Genomic DNA, 14,408 nt, shown 5'->3' with positions numbered 1-14,408 from the left:
GGGTCGAACACGGCCGCTACGCGCTGTCCAGGTACTCGCGGAACTGATCCACGAAGCCGCAGCGCTGCGCGATCATCTGCAGCTGCTCGTCAGGGAAGAGCTCGACCTCATCGGCGATCACCTGCAACTCGCCACTCGGCATGCCAAGATCGGCAAGGATCTCCAGATCCCCCTCCAGCCAGACGGTCTCGTCGTCCTCGTCCGGTGGGTCTACCCGCAACAGGTCGAGCACATCGGCGGCCACGTCGTAGTCGAGCGCCGCTGCGGCATCCGAGAGCAGCACCGAAACCCCGCCGGGGCCGGGACGAAGCAGCACGAAGAACTCGTCGTCGACCGCGAGCATGCCGAAGGTTGCCCCGGTCGATCTGATCTTGCGCAACTCGGTTATCGCCTGGTCCAGATCGCTCAGCGCGCCACTTTCCAGCGGCGCGCACCGCCACTTGCCGTCTTCTCGGACCACGGCAAGTGCGAAACCCGCGAGGCCATCCTCCTGCGCCATAGCAACACCGTATTCGGCTCGCTCGCCTGCGGAAAGCCGAATCGGGAATTCCGGGCGTGTGTCTCACCCGCAACACACTGATTCGCCACGCCGAAGACCTGGTTGAGCGCTTTTCGCTGGGCCGGACAGGGTGCAGTATCAATTCTATGAACGCCGCAGACACCGCATCGCAGCCAGTTGTCACCGAGCCAGCCACCGAGGCCCGCTTCACCGGACTACTCGGCGAGGCGAAGGCACTCCAGCCGAAAACCGTCGCACTGCGCCGTCGCCTGCACAAGAACCCTGAGCTGGGCTTACAGCTGCCGGAAACGCAGGCCGCGATACTTGCCGTGCTTGCGGATCTGCCGATCGAGGTGACCACTGGCGACTCGACCACCTCGGTGGTTGGCGTGCTGCGCGGCAGCAAGCCAGGGCCGACGGTACTGCTGCGCGCCGATATGGACGCGCTACCGCTCACCGAGGAGACCGGAGTCCAATTCGCGTCGCAAGTGGACGGCGTGATGCACGCTTGTGGACACGATACGCATGTGGCGATGCTCGCCTCGGCGGCGCGCGTGCTCAGCGCGCGCAGGGACGCGCTTGCCGGCAGCGTGGTCTTCATGTTCCAGCCGGGCGAGGAAGGGCACCACGGCGCGCGGTACATGCTCGATGAGGGTGTGCTCGACGCCGCGGGCGCGCGAGTAACCGACGCGTTCGCGCTCCACATCACCTCGGGCGCGGAATCAGGCACGCTGTGTTTTCGTTCCGGACCGATCCTGGCCTCGACCGACGATTTCCGGGTCACGGTGCAGGGGAAAGGTGGTCACGGCTCCGCGCCGCATCGCACGGTGGATCCGGTGCCGGCGGCAGCCGACATGGTCGGCGCCCTACAGACCGCGCTTACCAGGCGGGTAGATGCCTTCGATCCAGCGGTCCTATCCGTCACGAAGATCGCGGCTGGCACCACCACGAACATCATTCCGGAGACCGCCGAGCTGCAGGGCACGATCCGCACGCTGAACGAGGAAACCAGGGCCCAGCTACGTGCCGAGCTGACTCGGATCTGTGAACATGTCGCGATCGCGCACGGTTGCACCGCGCAGGTGAATCTGACGACCGGCTACCCGGTCACCGTGAACGATCCCGGTGCGACGGATCGGGCGAGTCGACTCGCTACCGGACTGCTCGGCGAGCGGCATGTGGAGCAGATGGCTGATCCGATACTCGGCGGTGAGGATTTCTCCTACGTGCTCCAGGAAGTACCGGGTACGTTTGCCTTCATCGGTGCCTGCCCGCCGGGTGTTCAGCCGGATGACGCGGCGCCGAATCATTCCAACCGGGTCTGCTTCGATGAATCCGCCCTCGCCACTGGTGTCAGCATGTACGCGGCCTACGCGCTGGACACACTGCGCTGACGTCCCGATCGGCCCGCGGTTTCCCTGCGGTTGGCCGGTTCTGCGAGGATATCGGCGTGCGTGCCATATGTGTCCTTGGACTTGGGCTGATTGGCGGTTCGGTGCTGCGCGCCGCGCGGGCGGCTGGCTTGCCGGCCTGGGGCGCGGCGGACGTCGCGGACGCCGAGGCGGCCAGCTCGGCTGGCTACACCGCCACCGCGGATCTGGGCGAGGCGTTACGCCGCGCTCGGGAAGAGGACGCGCTGGTCGTACTGGCGGTGCCGCTGTTCGCCGTGGACGATGTGTTGCGTCAGGTCGCGGAGCACGCGCCGCGCTGCTTGCTCACCGACGTGGTCAGCGTGAAGGAGCCCGTTGCGAACTCCGTTCGGCGGATCGTGCCAGCGGCCAACTACGTCGGCGGGCATCCGATGTCCGGCACGGCTGAATCCGGCTGGTCGGCGAGTTCGGCCGAGTTGTTCCATGGTGCAGCCTGGGTGGCCACAGTGGACGAAACCAGCGATCTGGCGGTATGGCGCGAAGTTGCTGCCCTGGCGCTGGCCTGTGGCGCCGAGGTTGTGCCGGTCGCCGGCGCGGAGCACGACGCCGCGGTGGCCAGGATCTCGCATCTGCCGCATCTGCTTGCCGCTGTTCTTGCCTCCGTTGGCGCGGCCGGTGGCCCGCTTGCGCTATCGCTCGCCGCCGGTTCCTTCGCGGACGGCACCAGGGTGGCAGGCAGCGACCCGGAGCTGGTTCGCGCGATGTGCGAGGGAAACGGGACGGCTTTACTGTCTGTTGTGGACGATGCGCTCGGCAAGCTGGGTGCCGCACGCGGCGCGCTCGCTTCCACCGGATCGCTTGGCGCGACGATCGGCGAGGGACATCGCGGCCGGCGGGCATTTGACGCGGCACGGCAGGCGAGGTCCGCGCAGCTGCGGATCGATCTGGGCGCGCCGGGCGCGCATGCCGCGCTGGCCGCACTTGGTAGCCAGGGTGGCCGAATCACCGCGGTGGACGGCACCACGGCATTCGGCCAGGTCCCCGCGGCGGATCCGGCGCCCTAGGAGTTCTTCGGCTGGCCGCCATCTGTACCGCCGTCGGCTCCGCCATCCTTGTCGTTGCGGAGGAATTCCTTTGCCTTGCCTACCGCGCCATCAATTTTGTCCGATTGCCCATGGAATTTCGTTTTTGCGTAATCCGCGGCCTTATCTAATTTGTCGGTGTGTTCGCCGGCCTTGGTTCGGGCGGCCTCGGCCGCCTTCTGTGCCTTGTTTTTCAATTCGTTGAAATCGATACCCATCTGGCACTCCTCAATGATTGGCTGGTATCTCGCCGGATACCCACATTCTAGTGTCCTGACACAGTTGCCCGCCCGGCATCATTCGGGGCCAGCTCGCGGCCCACGGCTGCGCTCCGTAACCGCAAGTATCCCAAGGAACGCGGTCAGGGCGTCCAGGCGGCCACCTGATCGTGCAACACCGTCAGCGGCAGCGGACCGTTGCCGAGCACCAGATCGTGGAACGCGCGGATATCGAAGCGCGCCCCGAGTCGTTCCTCGGCCCGCGCCCTGGCCCGCTGGATCTCCAGCCGACCAACCATGTACGCCAGGGCCTGCCCCGGATAGGACATGTACCGATCGACCTCGGACTCGATATCCACCTGCGCGGTCGGCGTGTTCGCCACCATGAAATCCACCGTCTGCTGGCGAGTCCATCCCTTCGCGTGCAGCCCGGTATCGGCGACCAGCCGGGCGGCGCGCAGCGAATCTTCGGCGAGCATGCCGAGCCGGTCGAGATCGCTGCTGTACAGGCCCATCTCGTCGGCGAGCCGTTCGCTGTAGAGCCCCCAACCCTCGGTGTAGGCATTCACCGAAGCCGTCTTGCGGAACAGCGGCAGCTCAGTGAGCTCACCGGCTAGGGAAAGCTGAAAATGGTGGCCGGGTACCGCCTCATGGAAGGCGATGACCTCGCTCGTAAAGCGGTCCCGCTCGGTCGCCAGGTGCGTGTTCGCGAAGTAGGTGCCCGGCCGGGTGCCATCCAGGGCCGGCTCCACGTAGTACGCCGCGGGCGCGCCAGGTGCCTCGCTGTCCGGGATGGCCTCGACCTGGCAGCGCTGCACGGGAAGCCGGCCGAACCAGCGGGGCGCTTCCGCCTCCGCCTTCTCGATCGCCTTACGCGCCCCCGCGAGTATTTCCGCCGCGTTGGACCAGCGCAGCGCGGGGTCCTCGCGGAGCCGGCGGAAGATCTCCGCTTGGTCTCTCGTGCCGAATACCCGCTCGCCAACCTCGGCGTATTCCTCGGTCAGCCCCGCGATGATGTCCAGGCCGGTTTGATGCAGCTCGTCGGCGGTGCGTTCGGTCGTGGTGTGCACCCGGATCATCGCCGCGTAGCTGGCCTCGCCGTCCGGCAACCAGCACAGCCCGGTCCTGTCCTTGTCCCGCGCGTGCGGTTCGATCTCCTCGGCGAGTACCCGGCAATAGTTCGCGAAGGCCGGCCGGACGAGTTCGCTGAGCAGTTGGTCCCGCTGGTTCGCGAACGCGGCGGGGTCGCCTTCCTGTGGCCGCGGCTTGGTGAATGGGTCGTCCTGCGGCGCGGCAAGGTACCTGCCGAAGTAGTCGATCGTGCCGCGAACCAGATGTGCGATGGGTGTCCGTCCGGCGGCCAGCCCCTCCCGGTGCCGTTCGGCCAGTGCCGTCAGGTAGTCCGGGATGCCGGCAAGCCTGGCCAGATAGTCCCTGGCGCGCTGTGCGGTGGAAAGCGGGGCCATCGGCGCCAGGTAGGCCACCCGGGTAGCGGGCGCCCAGAACTGTGCCGCGATGGTGTATTCGGTCAGGCGGGCATCCAGCTGTTCGATGGCTGCCTCGGCCTGCTGGAGCAACACCGCATGGGAAACCGCATCCGCCGGCTGCGCTGGCAGCGCCCGTGCTCGATCCCGGATATCCACCAGCCGGGCGCGGATCTCGGCTTCGGCGGCGGCGCTGGGATCGCCAAGCTGGTCGTCGTAGCCAGGCACGCCGAGCAGGGTCGCGCCGATCGGCTCCGTGGTGAACTGGGCATCCTGTAGTTGCGCACCGAGCGTCGCTACGGTGTCCGGCTGGTCGGTCATCCATCCTCCGTCGACAGATCCACGCGCCCCACCGGGCGCACAGCACCTGTTTACCGGAAATCCGACATAGCGCGCAGCGCGGCCGGTCAGTCGGTCGCGGAGCCTCGGCTGGCCGCCCAGCGTTCGTAGATCGTGGTGAGTTCCTTGCCAAGGTACTCGAGGAACTCCGCGGTCTCCCGCAACCGCGTACCGGCCGCGGTGTCCGGGCCGACCACGTCGATTCCCTCGGCCAGCCGGGTGGCCCATGCGTCGAGTATCTGGTCTCGATCCAGGAACATCTGATGCCACTGGTTATCCAGCACGCTGTAGTGGTCGCGCCGTTCACCTGGGGTGCGTTCCCGGTTGAGCATCTGGATCTGGGTCAGGTAGCGCACCGCGCCGGATACGGCGGCCGGACTGACTTGCAGGAATTCCGCGATCTCCGCGGCGGTCAGGCTGCCCGGTTCGGAGGCAAGCACCGCACTGAACACCCGCGCCGGCATTCGGGGAAAGCCGGCGTCGCTGAGCAACAATGCCGCATTCTCCACAAATCGCCGCCGCTCGTGCTGGTCGCTGGCCATCTGGTTAACCTTCTCCGTATCCCGTTTGCCCGGTCAATCCATATATTTTCTTTATTTCACAACATTGTAAAGGACGTTACATTCAATGTCATGACCGAGGCGATTCAGGTGCGCGGATTAACGAAATCCTTTGGCGCGACCAGAGCGCTGAACGGGCTGGACCTCTCCGTGGCTACCGGCGAGGTGCATGGCTTCCTCGGGCCGAACGGTTCGGGCAAATCGACCACGATCCGGATCCTGCTCGGTCTGCTGCGTGCCGACGGCGGCTCTGTCGAGCTGCTTGGCGGTGACCCCTGGCGCGAGTCGGCGCAACTACATCGCCGGCTCGCCTATGTGCCTGGCGATGTCACCATGTGGCCCAACCTCTCCGGAGGTGAGGCGATCGATCTGCTCGGGCGGCTGCGCGGTGGGCTGGATGAACGCCGCCGCAAGGACCTACTCGACCGGTTCGACCTCGACCCGACGAAGAAGGGGCGCGCCTACTCCAAGGGCAACCGGCAGAAGGTGGCGATCGTCGCAGCGCTTTCGTCCAATGTGGAACTTCTGGTGCTCGACGAACCAACCGCCGGCCTCGATCCACTGATGGAGGAGAGTTTCCGCGAGGTGATTCGCGCGGAGCGCCAGCAGGGCAGGACCGTCCTGCTGTCCAGTCACATCCTGGCCGAGGTGGAAGCGCTCTGCCAGCGGGTGAGCATCATCCGACTTGGCAAGACGGTGGAGACCGGCACCCTTGCCGAACTGCGCCACCTGACCAGGACGAGCATCATCGCCGAGTTGGCTGGATCCCCGAACGGCCTTGCCGAGCTACCCAGTGTGCACAATCTACGTGTCGACGGCAGCCAGGTGAGCTTCGATGTGGACACGGCCGCGCTCGACGAATCCCTTGCCGCGCTTACCAAAGTCGGCGTGCGCAGCCTGGTCAGCCAGCCGCCGACACTGGAGGAGCTGTTCCTGCGGCACTATGCGGCCGGGGACGGTGACCGGGGATGAGCCGCGCTGGATTGCTTGGTACCGGCCAGCTCGTGCGGCTGGCGCTGCGCAGGGATCGGGTCAGCCTGCCCTGCTGGATCGTGGTGCTTTCCGTGCTGCCACCGATGATGGGCAGTACCTATACCGAGCTGTACCCGAGTGTCGCCGAACGCGCGGCGTTGACCGACACGCTTGGCGCTAATCCGTCCATCGCGCTGCTCTACGGTCCCGCCTTCGACCTGTCCAGCCCCGGTGGGTTCGTAGCCTGGCGGATCGGCGGGTTCGGTGCCGTGCTCATCGCGCTGTTCGCGATTTTCACCGTCACCAGGCACACCAGGGCGGAGGAGGACTCCGGACGCGCCGAGCTGCTCGGTTCCACCGTGCTCGGCCGGTACGCGATGTTGACCGCCGCGCTGATCGTGGCAGGCGGCGCTAGCCTGCTGATCGGCGTGTTGCAGGCGCTCGGGCTGATCGGGATCGGTGAACCGGTAGCAGGGTCGCTCGCGTTGGGATTCGGGATGGCCAGCGCCGGCCTGGTGTTCGCTGGGTTGGCGGCGATCTCGGTGCAGCTGGCGACGTACGCGCGCAGCGCCAACTCACTTGCCGCCACCGTGGTCGCGGTCGCGTTCGTGCTGCGCGGTGTCGGCGATGCGACCGCGGACGTGCCCTGGTTGTCCTGGCTGTCGCCGATTGGCTGGACACAGCAACTGCGCCCGTTCGCGGGCGAGCGCTGGTGGGTGTTCGCGCTGCCGGTTGGCTGCGCCGTACTGTTCGGGCTGATCGGCTATCTCCTGCTGCCGCGCAGGGATCTGGCGGCAGGGCTGCTCCCGGAGCGCGCCGGCCCGGCGCGGGCAGGCGGCGCGTTGACTGGTTCGCTCGGGCTGGCCTGGCGGCTACAACGCGGATCGCTGATCGGCTGGCTGGTCGCGATGATGCTGGGCGGCGCGATCATGGGCGCTCTGGCGGACGGGATTGGCCAGCTGCTCGGGGATAGCCCGCAGGTTCGGCAGATCATGCGCCAACTTGGTGGCCAGCAAGCGATGGTGGATGCCTTCCTGGCTACTGTCGCCGGCGTTTTCGGGTTGCTCGCGGCGATGTACGGGGTGCAGGCGGCGCTGCGAATGCGCGCCGAGGAAGCCACGCTGCGGCTGGAACCGTTGCTTGCCACCAAACTTTCCCGCCTGCGGTGGGCCGCGGGTCATCTGGTGTTCGCGTTCTTCGGCACGGCGGTGGTACTGCTGGCCGCCGGGTTCGCGATGGGGTTGGCGCACGGCTTCCGGAGCGCGGATATCGGCGGCGGGCTGACCGATGTGCTTGCCGGCAGCTTGGTGCAGCTGCCGGCAAGCTGGCTGCTCGTGGGCTTGGCGGTAGTGCTTTTCGGGGCGCTGCCGCACTTTGCGACGGCGGCGTGGGGGCTGGTCGCGGTAGCCATCCTGCTGAGCCTGTTCGGGCCGGTACTGCGGTTGCCGCAGCTGATCGTGGATGCGTCCCCGTTCACGCATGTGCCCAAGCTGCCCGGCGCGGAGATCACCGCGACGCCACTGGTCTGGCTCACCGCGCTCGTGGCGCTGGCACTCGGAGTCGGGTTGACCGCATTTCGCCGCCGCGACCTCGCCTAGCTCTGGCTACCGCTTAGGCTGCGAGGATGGCTGACGTTGCGAACAAGGACGGGTTCGTCCAGCGGATCGAGGTGCGCTACGGCGACTGCGATATGCAGGGCGTGGTATTCAACGCCAACTACCTCGGCTATGTGGACCATGCCCTGGCCAACTGGTTCCGCCACGCGCTCGGCGGGAATTTCCTGACCGAGTTCGACTATATGGTCAAACGCGTCACGCTGGACTGGACCGCGCCGGCGAAGGCCTTCGACATCGTCGAGGCGACGCCGTTTGTCGGCCGCTGGGGCCGCACCTCGTTTGACCCCAGGGTGATCATGCGCGTCGGTGCGCAAGAGATAGCCCGCGCGGATCTGGTCTATGTCAGCGTCAGTCCTGGCACCCACGAACCGACCCCGGTTCCGGAACACGTGCGGGCCGCGTTGAGTTAGGAAGGCTTCCCGGTTAGTCGATTTCCGGGATAGTGGGGGTTCCCGCGCCAGCGTGGCCGGGACGACCACGCTGACCGGGCCCCGCAACCTAGGCCGACCGCAACCCCACATAGTTCACGGCCGATCCAGGAAGCTAACGCACCTCCCCGGTACACCCGCCATCCTGACCGGTCCGGCCGAAAAGACAAGGCTGTTAAGCCACAACTTCACCTATTGACAAGGTGTCGCGCATCCGCTCGCGCACCGCGTCAATGCTCGGGTCCTGGGCGTATGCCCTGGCCACGGCGCTGAGCCAAGTTGTCTCCGCGTCGATATCGGCGTCGGCTACCGGCGGCTCAGCAATCGGCGCGTCCTGCGCGTACCGCTTTCCCACGTCCTTCGCGAGCAGTGCCGTGGCCAACGCGGCCGCTTCGGTCAGCACCGCGAGCTGGCGCGGATCCTCGATCTCCTTCTCGCGCACCCAATCCGCGACCGAGGGATGGACATGCCAGCGCAGCGCCAGCTGCGCGTCCCTGATCTCGATGATCCGCCGGTACAGCGTCAACTCCGTGCCAACCACCCCGCCGCTTGGCAACACGACTTCCGGCACGGTGGCGCGGATATCCAGCCACAGCGGGGTAATCGCGCGTAGCGCGCGGCGGCGCCGCAACCAGCTTGCCGGTCGCTGCCACCAAGCGCCAAGCGAGGTGAGTGAACCCCCGATAGCAAGCAGCGCGACCGCACACGCCGCCAGCACCGTATCCACCAGCCTGGTCAGCGATACCGGCATCCCGAGTAAATGCACGGTAAGCAGGGAAACACCGCGCCAGAGCACCCAGCACAGGCCGAACCACCCGCCGATGACCGCGACGCGCAGTCCGGCGCGCACCTCGGCCGCGGTCACCTCAGGGAGGTAGCGCCGCATCCGGCTGACCAGCAGGGCGATGGTCCAGGTCAGGTAACTGTGCAGGACAAGTAGGTATGCGAGGACATACGGGTCCCCGATCTTGGCTGGACCAAACGGTTCGCCAGCCGGGGTGCGCGAACCGAACGCACAGACGATCAACACCGCGAGCACCAGCAGCAGCGCGCAGCTCGGCGCGCGCAACCGGCGGCGCGCCCGGTCCGGCGGTTCGAGTGAGTAGGCCAGCATGGCGTGCACCCGATGCGCACCGATCAGCCCAAGGCCGTTCGCGAGTAGCTGGGTGAAATGTGGGAACGGCTCGATCTCGCTGGCCAGCCGGAGGCTAGCCGGAGTCAGCAGCGCCAGCGAGATACTGAACAGCGCGATCGCGAAACAGAGATGACGCACCCCGACAGGTGCCGCGGTTGCCCCTGACCGGACAAACTTGTAGCCGACCACGAGCAGCGCGAGCGCGGCGACCGGGAAGATGACCGCGCTAGCCATCGGCTGGTGGCCGGGGCGGGGAGTCGAATACCGCGGTTAGCCCGGCCACCGGAAACGCCACCTCGGGACGCGGCGCTGTCCGCGCGGGCGTGCCGATGCGGCGGACCCTGCGGACCCGGTGCAGCGCGATAGTGGCGAATACTTCCGCGGCCAGCTCCCGCTCCGCGGTGTACTCGGAGCGGCGCAACACCCGTTTGGCCAGCTCCGGAGAGACGTTCGGTAACCAGGCAGCCCAGTCGGCGGTGACCGGTCGAGGCTGGCCGACGTGTTCGAACACCAGATGGCCGATCTCGTGCAACACGATGTGCTCGGCATGCAGCGGCGTGGTGTTGGCCGGGTAACAGATGTAGCTGGTGTCGTCGGTCTGGATGGTCGCGCCGTATGGCGCGCCCGGCTCGGCGTGCACCGGGACGAGCTGGATGTCCTCGCCGCGCTTGGCGGCAAAGTCAGCTACGAAGGTCGGTAGCTCGAAAGGGTCCGGAAAATCCAGGCTGGCCACGGCGAGGGCGCAGTCGCGCCGCAGCTGCCGTGCACCCCGCATGCCAACCAGTCCCTCGTCGATCAACCGTGCTTGTCATCTGATAGTCGCACGGAATGCCGACAAATGATCAGTCGCCAGCGTGCGGGAGGTCGCGCTGGGCCTGTTCACGATGGGTCTGTTCACGATGGGCTTGCTTGCGTTGGGCCTCTCGCTTGCCGATCGCCTCGATGAGATCGGTGACCGTGCTCAGGCCCTCGGGGGAAAGGCGCATCGCGCGCAGCGCGACCTGGCGTACCGCGTTGTCCCGCATCGCGCCGAGCAGCTCGAGCTCGGCCTTGATCTGCTCGCTCTTCGCGTCGTCGAAGAAGTAGCCGGGGCTGACGTCGAAGAACGAGGCCAATGCTTCGAGGTTGCGCTTGGTCGGATTGCTGCGTTCACCCTTGCGCAGCTGGGATACGTAGGCCCTGCTGAACGGTTCCCCGGTGTGCTCCCTGCACCACTCCGCCACCTCTTCGTTCGAGTGTGGCTTGCCGTCCGGGCGACGGATCATGTCGAAAAGCGCGTTGAGTTTGGCGCCGAGCTGATGGGTCGCTTGCTCAGCCATGGCACGTCCTCCCCAGCAAGTTCACCTCTGGGCCGTCCGGGTGAACAACAAAGGAAATGACAGCTTCAGTTGACATCAATTGCTACTGTCCTAACCTTCTCGTGCAAGATGTTAACTCAAGCTGACGTTCCCCGCAGCCTTCCTGGACTGGCGGTCCGTGCCCGATGGGGGTGGGCACGGGCCGTCTCCTCTGCTGGCCGTGCTTCAGTTCGACCCGAAGTCCTCGGGCGTGGCTGAATCAAGGAACTCGCGGAACTGGCGTACCTCTTCCTCGGCGTCCGCCCCTTCCGCGTCGGTATCCCGGTCGGATTCCGTCACCACGAGCACGCCGGCCTCGTCGAGCACCGCCTCCTCGGCGTGAATCGCCACCCCGAGGTTCAGGGCGAGCGCCACCGAATCACTCGGTCGGGCGGAAACCCGGACATCGCCGTCGAAGACCAGCTCGGCGTAGAAGGTGCCCTCGCGTAGATCGGTGATGATCACCCGTTCGAGGCTCCGGCCGAAGGCTTGCACGGTATCGCCGAGCAGGCTGTGCGTCAGGGGTCGTTCCGGCCGGGTGCCCTGCTGCTCCACGGCGATGGCTACCGCTTCGGGCGCGCCAATCCACAGCGCGAGCCCGCGCTTGCCTTCCCGCTCCTGTAGTACGAGCAGGTGCTCACTTGCTTCCTCGTCCACCTGGAGGCCAGCCACAAACATTTCTCGCATCAGCGCCACCTTCCCCGAGCGTACGCACGGAGTCGAGCATGCCCCACTGATTCTGGCGTGTTGCCGCGATCGGTTTGTGACCGTTGACACTATCACTCGACGGGGCCAATACTGGCTTGCGACGGGCCCTGTGCGGCGCTCGCGCAGCAGGCCCCGCGAAGCGGGAAGGAGCCCGGGCATGGCGGCACCGTCGAGGCAGCGATGAGCTACGGGCAACGACCCTGGCTGGCGCGATATGCCGATGATCAGCCCGCCGATGCCGCGCCGGACTATCCGACGATGCTTGCCGCGTGGCAGGCAGCGGCCACCCGGTCGCCCGACGCCGTGGCGATCAGGTATTTCGACTACGCCTGCACGGTGTCCAAACTGGACGAAATGGCGGATGCGTTCGCGGTCGCGCTGAGCGAGCGCGGCGTGCGCAAGGGCGACCGGGTAGGGCTCTACCTGCAGAATGTGCCGCAGTTCGTGATCGCGCTGCTTGGTTCCTGGAAGATCGGCGCGGTCGCGGTGTCCATCAATCCGATGAACAAGGAACGTGAGCTGACCGAGCTGCTCACCGACTCCGGCGCCGTCGCCCTGGTGTGTCTGGAGAGCCTTTACGACATCGCGCGGGCGGTGTTGCCGAAGACCAGCGTCCGGCTGACGATCACCACCTCGGAGCTGGAGTACCAGACCCGCAACGACGAGCGGATCTTCGCCGGTGTCAGCAGGGTCCGCCAGCAGGGCACCGAGGATATGGCGACGCTGATCGAGGCCCACCGCCGCGACCGGCCAGCACCGGTGGAGCTGGAGGCGAGCGATATCGCCGTGCTCACCTACACCTCGGGTACCACCGGGCCGCCGAAGGGCGCGATGAACACGCACGGAAACATGGTGTTCAACGCGCAGACCTACCGCGACTGGCTCAAACTCGACGAGCGGGACGCCATTTTCGGGGTGGCTCCGCTGTTCCACATCACCGGCCTGGTTGGGCATGTCGCGGTGGCGCTGCTCATCCCGTGCCCCCTGATCATCGCGTGCCGCTTCGAGCCCAACGTCGTGCTCGAAGCGGTGCGCGAGCACCGCGCCACCTTCACCATCGGCTCGATAACCGTGTTCATCGCGCTGCTGAACACGCCGGGCGCGGAACGCGAGCACCTTGCCTCGCTTACCAAGGTGTACTCCGGCGGCGCGCCCATTCCACCATCTACAGTGGAACAGTTCATCGACAAGTTCGGGCACTATATTCACTGTGCCTACGGTCTGACCGAGACCAATTCGCCAGCGCATATGGTGCCGCTGAACACCAGGGCGCCGGTCGATCCGGCTACCGGCGCGATGTCCATCGGTGTTCCGGTGTACAGCACGGTGGTGCGCATCGTGGACGACGCGGGGGCTGAGCTGCCTCCCGGTGAGATCGGCGAGCTCGTCGTCTCCGGTCCGGTGGTGGTGCCCGGCTACTGGAACAAGCCGGAGGAGACCGCGAAGGCATTACCCGGCGGGGCGCTGCACACCGGCGATGTTGGCTATATGGACGCCGATGGTTGGTTCTACCTGGTGGATCGAAAGAAGGACCAGATCAACGCGGCAGGTTACAAGGTGTGGCCGAGGGAAGTCGAGGATGTTCTCTACGAGCATCCTGCCGTGCGCGAGGTGGCCGTCGTCGGTGTGCCGGATGAGTACCGTGGGGAAACCGTGAAGGCCTTCGTGAGCCTGAAACCGGGCACTGCGGCCGAATCCGCCGAACTGATCGCCTTCGCCAAGGAACGCCTCGCCGCCTACAAGTATCCGCGCTCGGTCGAGCTGCTTGCCGAGCTGCCCAAGACGGTGACCGGGAAGATCCTCCGCCGCGAACTCCGCTAGCGCCCAGTAACAGCAATCTTTAGGGATCTTGCGGTTCTAGGGGAGCAGGGTGGTTTCGGTGATTCCTGGGCCCTGGCCCGCGCGGATGAACCACTCGGTGCCGAAGGCCGCCGCGAACGCCTCATCCGGCATGGCGAGGAAGAACGATTCCTCGCTGATCTGGCTCGCGTGCGCGCGCATCGCGGCTCGCTTGGCCGCCAGGTACGGGCGTACGTCCACCGCCGCGGTGATCTCCGCGGCGGGTTTCCCGAATTCGGCGCCGTTGTTGTCCTCGAAGTCGGGTGGTTCCTGACCAGCCGCGCGCATCTGCTCGGCCTGCGCGGCCATGCCTTCGCGCACCTGGTCACGATTCATCGTGCCCTGGTAGACCCGCGAGACCCCGGCGAGCTCGGCCGCGCGCAGCGCGACCCGGTGCACCTGGATATGGTCCGGATGCCCATAGCCACCGTTATCGTCATAGCAGGTCAACACGTCGGCGCGCTCCTCGCGGAGCAGACCGGCTAGCTTTTCCGCCGCTTCGTCGACCGGCGTGGTCCAGAACGAGCCCGGCGTGTCGTTGGTGGGCTCGCCCATCATGCCGGAGTCCACGTAGTCGAGGAAGGCCACGCGGTGCGCGCCGAGAATGTCCGCCGCCGCATGTGTCTCCCGCACCCGGCGCTCGGCGAGCGCTTCGCCCTCGGCGAGGAAACCATCCGGTACCTCGCCGCGTTCGCCGCGCGTGGCAACCACCAGCACCACCCGGTGTCCCTCGTCGGCTGCTTTGCGCATCACCCCACCGGTGCCGATGCACTCGTCATCTGGATGCGCGTGAAACAGCACGATGGTCGCCATACCCGTCC

15 protein-coding genes are annotated in these 14,408 nt (G+C 66.6%); 6 read left to right on the top strand and 9 right to left on the bottom strand.

Features of this window, described 5'->3' with window-relative positions:
* Positions 1–16: 16 nt before the first annotated feature.
* Positions 17–499 (bottom strand): tRNA adenosine deaminase-associated protein, encoded by a 483-nt coding sequence (locus EV191_RS04515; protein WP_132875495.1) that lies wholly within the window; start codon positions 497–499, stop codon positions 17–19.
* A gap of 146 nt (positions 500–645) precedes the next feature.
* Here EV191_RS04515 and EV191_RS04510 point away from each other — a divergent pair, with 146 nt between their 5' ends.
* Positions 646–1,893 carry a M20 metallopeptidase family protein gene (locus tag EV191_RS04510; protein ID WP_132875494.1) on the top strand — a complete coding sequence of 416 codons (1,248 nt, stop codon included), beginning with the start codon at positions 646–648 and terminating at the stop codon, positions 1,891–1,893.
* 56 nt (positions 1,894–1,949) lie between these two features.
* Positions 1,950–2,933: a prephenate dehydrogenase gene (locus tag EV191_RS04505; protein ID WP_132875493.1), complete on the top strand. Its 984-nt coding sequence runs from the start codon at positions 1,950–1,952 to the stop codon at positions 2,931–2,933.
* Here EV191_RS04505 and EV191_RS04500 read toward each other — a convergent pair.
* The 3 genes from EV191_RS04500 to EV191_RS04490 form a co-directional block, all read right to left on the bottom strand.
* The gene (locus EV191_RS04500) at positions 2,930–3,169 is read right to left on the bottom strand and encodes an antitoxin (RefSeq protein ID WP_132875492.1); all 240 of its coding nucleotides are present in this window, start codon (positions 3,167–3,169) and stop codon (positions 2,930–2,932) included. The two genes, EV191_RS04505 and EV191_RS04500, sit on opposite strands and share 4 nt — an antisense overlap.
* Before the next feature lie 143 nt (positions 3,170–3,312).
* On the bottom strand, positions 3,313–4,974 hold the full coding sequence (locus EV191_RS04495) for a DUF885 domain-containing protein (protein ID WP_132875491.1): 1,662 nt from the start codon (positions 4,972–4,974) through the stop codon (positions 3,313–3,315).
* A gap of 86 nt (positions 4,975–5,060) precedes the next feature.
* A complete protein-coding gene (locus EV191_RS04490; protein WP_132875490.1) occupies positions 5,061–5,534 on the bottom strand; it encodes a GbsR/MarR family transcriptional regulator in 474 nt (157 codons plus the stop codon).
* Between the two features lie 90 nt (positions 5,535–5,624).
* Here EV191_RS04490 and EV191_RS04485 point away from each other — a divergent pair, with 90 nt between their 5' ends.
* Genes EV191_RS04485 through EV191_RS04475 form a run of 3 tightly spaced genes read left to right on the top strand, consistent with a single transcriptional unit; the run spans position 5,625 to position 8,550 of the window.
* Positions 5,625–6,524 carry an ABC transporter ATP-binding protein gene (locus tag EV191_RS04485; RefSeq protein WP_132875489.1) on the top strand — a complete coding sequence of 300 codons (900 nt, stop codon included), beginning with the start codon at positions 5,625–5,627 and terminating at the stop codon, positions 6,522–6,524.
* The gene (locus EV191_RS04480) at positions 6,521–8,122 is read left to right on the top strand and encodes an ABC transporter permease (RefSeq protein WP_132875488.1); all 1,602 of its coding nucleotides are present in this window, start codon (positions 6,521–6,523) and stop codon (positions 8,120–8,122) included. Before EV191_RS04485 ends, EV191_RS04480 begins: the two co-directional genes overlap by 4 nt.
* A 26-nt stretch (positions 8,123–8,148) precedes the next feature.
* Positions 8,149–8,550, top strand: a complete 402-nt coding sequence (locus tag EV191_RS04475) for an acyl-CoA thioesterase (protein WP_132875487.1) — start codon at positions 8,149–8,151, stop codon at positions 8,548–8,550.
* Positions 8,551–8,743: 193 nt separating this feature from the next.
* Here EV191_RS04475 and EV191_RS04470 read toward each other — a convergent pair whose 3' ends face one another.
* From EV191_RS04470 to EV191_RS04455, 4 genes are all read right to left on the bottom strand, one after another.
* Entirely contained in the window at positions 8,744–9,937 is a 1,194-nt protein-coding gene (locus tag EV191_RS04470; RefSeq protein WP_132875486.1) for an MAB_1171c family putative transporter, read from the bottom strand.
* Complete coding sequence (locus tag EV191_RS04465; RefSeq protein WP_132875485.1) at positions 9,930–10,478, bottom strand: hypothetical protein; 549 nt, start codon at positions 10,476–10,478, stop codon at positions 9,930–9,932. Before EV191_RS04465 ends, EV191_RS04470 begins: the two co-directional genes overlap by 8 nt.
* A 67-nt stretch (positions 10,479–10,545) precedes the next feature.
* On the bottom strand, positions 10,546–11,022 hold the full coding sequence (locus EV191_RS04460) for a helix-turn-helix domain-containing protein (protein WP_132875484.1): 477 nt from the start codon (positions 11,020–11,022) through the stop codon (positions 10,546–10,548).
* A 204-nt stretch (positions 11,023–11,226) separates the two neighbouring features.
* Positions 11,227–11,727, bottom strand: coding sequence for a bifunctional nuclease family protein (locus EV191_RS04455; protein WP_132875483.1), 501 nt, complete (start codon positions 11,725–11,727; stop codon positions 11,227–11,229).
* 201 nt (positions 11,728–11,928) lie between these two features.
* On the opposite strand from EV191_RS04455, the gene EV191_RS04450 reads away from it, so the two are divergent.
* On the top strand, positions 11,929–13,569 hold the full coding sequence (locus EV191_RS04450) for a class I adenylate-forming enzyme family protein (protein ID WP_132875482.1): 1,641 nt from the start codon (positions 11,929–11,931) through the stop codon (positions 13,567–13,569).
* Between the two features lie 36 nt (positions 13,570–13,605).
* Here the strand turns inward: EV191_RS04450 and EV191_RS04445 are convergent, their stop codons facing one another.
* Positions 13,606–14,400, bottom strand: coding sequence for a PIG-L family deacetylase (locus tag EV191_RS04445; RefSeq protein WP_132875481.1), 795 nt, complete (start codon positions 14,398–14,400; stop codon positions 13,606–13,608).
* Positions 14,401–14,408: the final 8 nt, after the last annotated feature.

The sequence above is a fragment of the Tamaricihabitans halophyticus genome (assembly GCF_004340875.1).
GTDB lineage: Bacteria > Actinomycetota > Actinomycetes > Mycobacteriales > Pseudonocardiaceae > Tamaricihabitans > Tamaricihabitans halophyticus.
This window is presented reverse-complemented; position numbering and strand designations above follow the sequence as displayed.

Excerpts from the sequence above, each read along its gene's own strand:
- EV191_RS04515 (WP_132875495.1), bottom strand. The coding sequence starts at position 499 with ATGGCGCAGGAGGATGGCCTCGCGGGTTTCGCACTTGCCGTGGTCCGA.
- EV191_RS04510 (WP_132875494.1), top strand. The coding sequence starts at position 646 with ATGAACGCCGCAGACACCGCATCGCAGCCAGTTGTCACCGAGCCAGCC.
- EV191_RS04500 (WP_132875492.1), bottom strand. The coding sequence starts at position 3,169 with ATGGGTATCGATTTCAACGAATTGAAAAACAAGGCACAGAAGGCGGCC.
- EV191_RS04495 (WP_132875491.1), bottom strand. The coding sequence starts at position 4,974 with ATGACCGACCAGCCGGACACCGTAGCGACGCTCGGTGCGCAACTACAG.
- EV191_RS04490 (WP_132875490.1), bottom strand. The coding sequence starts at position 5,534 with ATGGCCAGCGACCAGCACGAGCGGCGGCGATTTGTGGAGAATGCGGCA.
- EV191_RS04485 (WP_132875489.1), top strand. The coding sequence starts at position 5,625 with ATGACCGAGGCGATTCAGGTGCGCGGATTAACGAAATCCTTTGGCGCG.
- EV191_RS04480 (WP_132875488.1), top strand. The coding sequence starts at position 6,521 with ATGAGCCGCGCTGGATTGCTTGGTACCGGCCAGCTCGTGCGGCTGGCG.
- EV191_RS04475 (WP_132875487.1), top strand. The coding sequence starts at position 8,149 with ATGGCTGACGTTGCGAACAAGGACGGGTTCGTCCAGCGGATCGAGGTG.
- EV191_RS04470 (WP_132875486.1), bottom strand. The coding sequence starts at position 9,937 with ATGGCTAGCGCGGTCATCTTCCCGGTCGCCGCGCTCGCGCTGCTCGTG.
- EV191_RS04465 (WP_132875485.1), bottom strand. The coding sequence starts at position 10,478 with ATGCGGGGTGCACGGCAGCTGCGGCGCGACTGCGCCCTCGCCGTGGCC.
- EV191_RS04460 (WP_132875484.1), bottom strand. The coding sequence starts at position 11,022 with ATGGCTGAGCAAGCGACCCATCAGCTCGGCGCCAAACTCAACGCGCTT.
- EV191_RS04455 (WP_132875483.1), bottom strand. The coding sequence starts at position 11,727 with ATGCGAGAAATGTTTGTGGCTGGCCTCCAGGTGGACGAGGAAGCAAGT.
- EV191_RS04450 (WP_132875482.1), top strand. The coding sequence starts at position 11,929 with ATGAGCTACGGGCAACGACCCTGGCTGGCGCGATATGCCGATGATCAG.
- EV191_RS04445 (WP_132875481.1), bottom strand. The coding sequence starts at position 14,400 with ATGGCGACCATCGTGCTGTTTCACGCGCATCCAGATGACGAGTGCATC.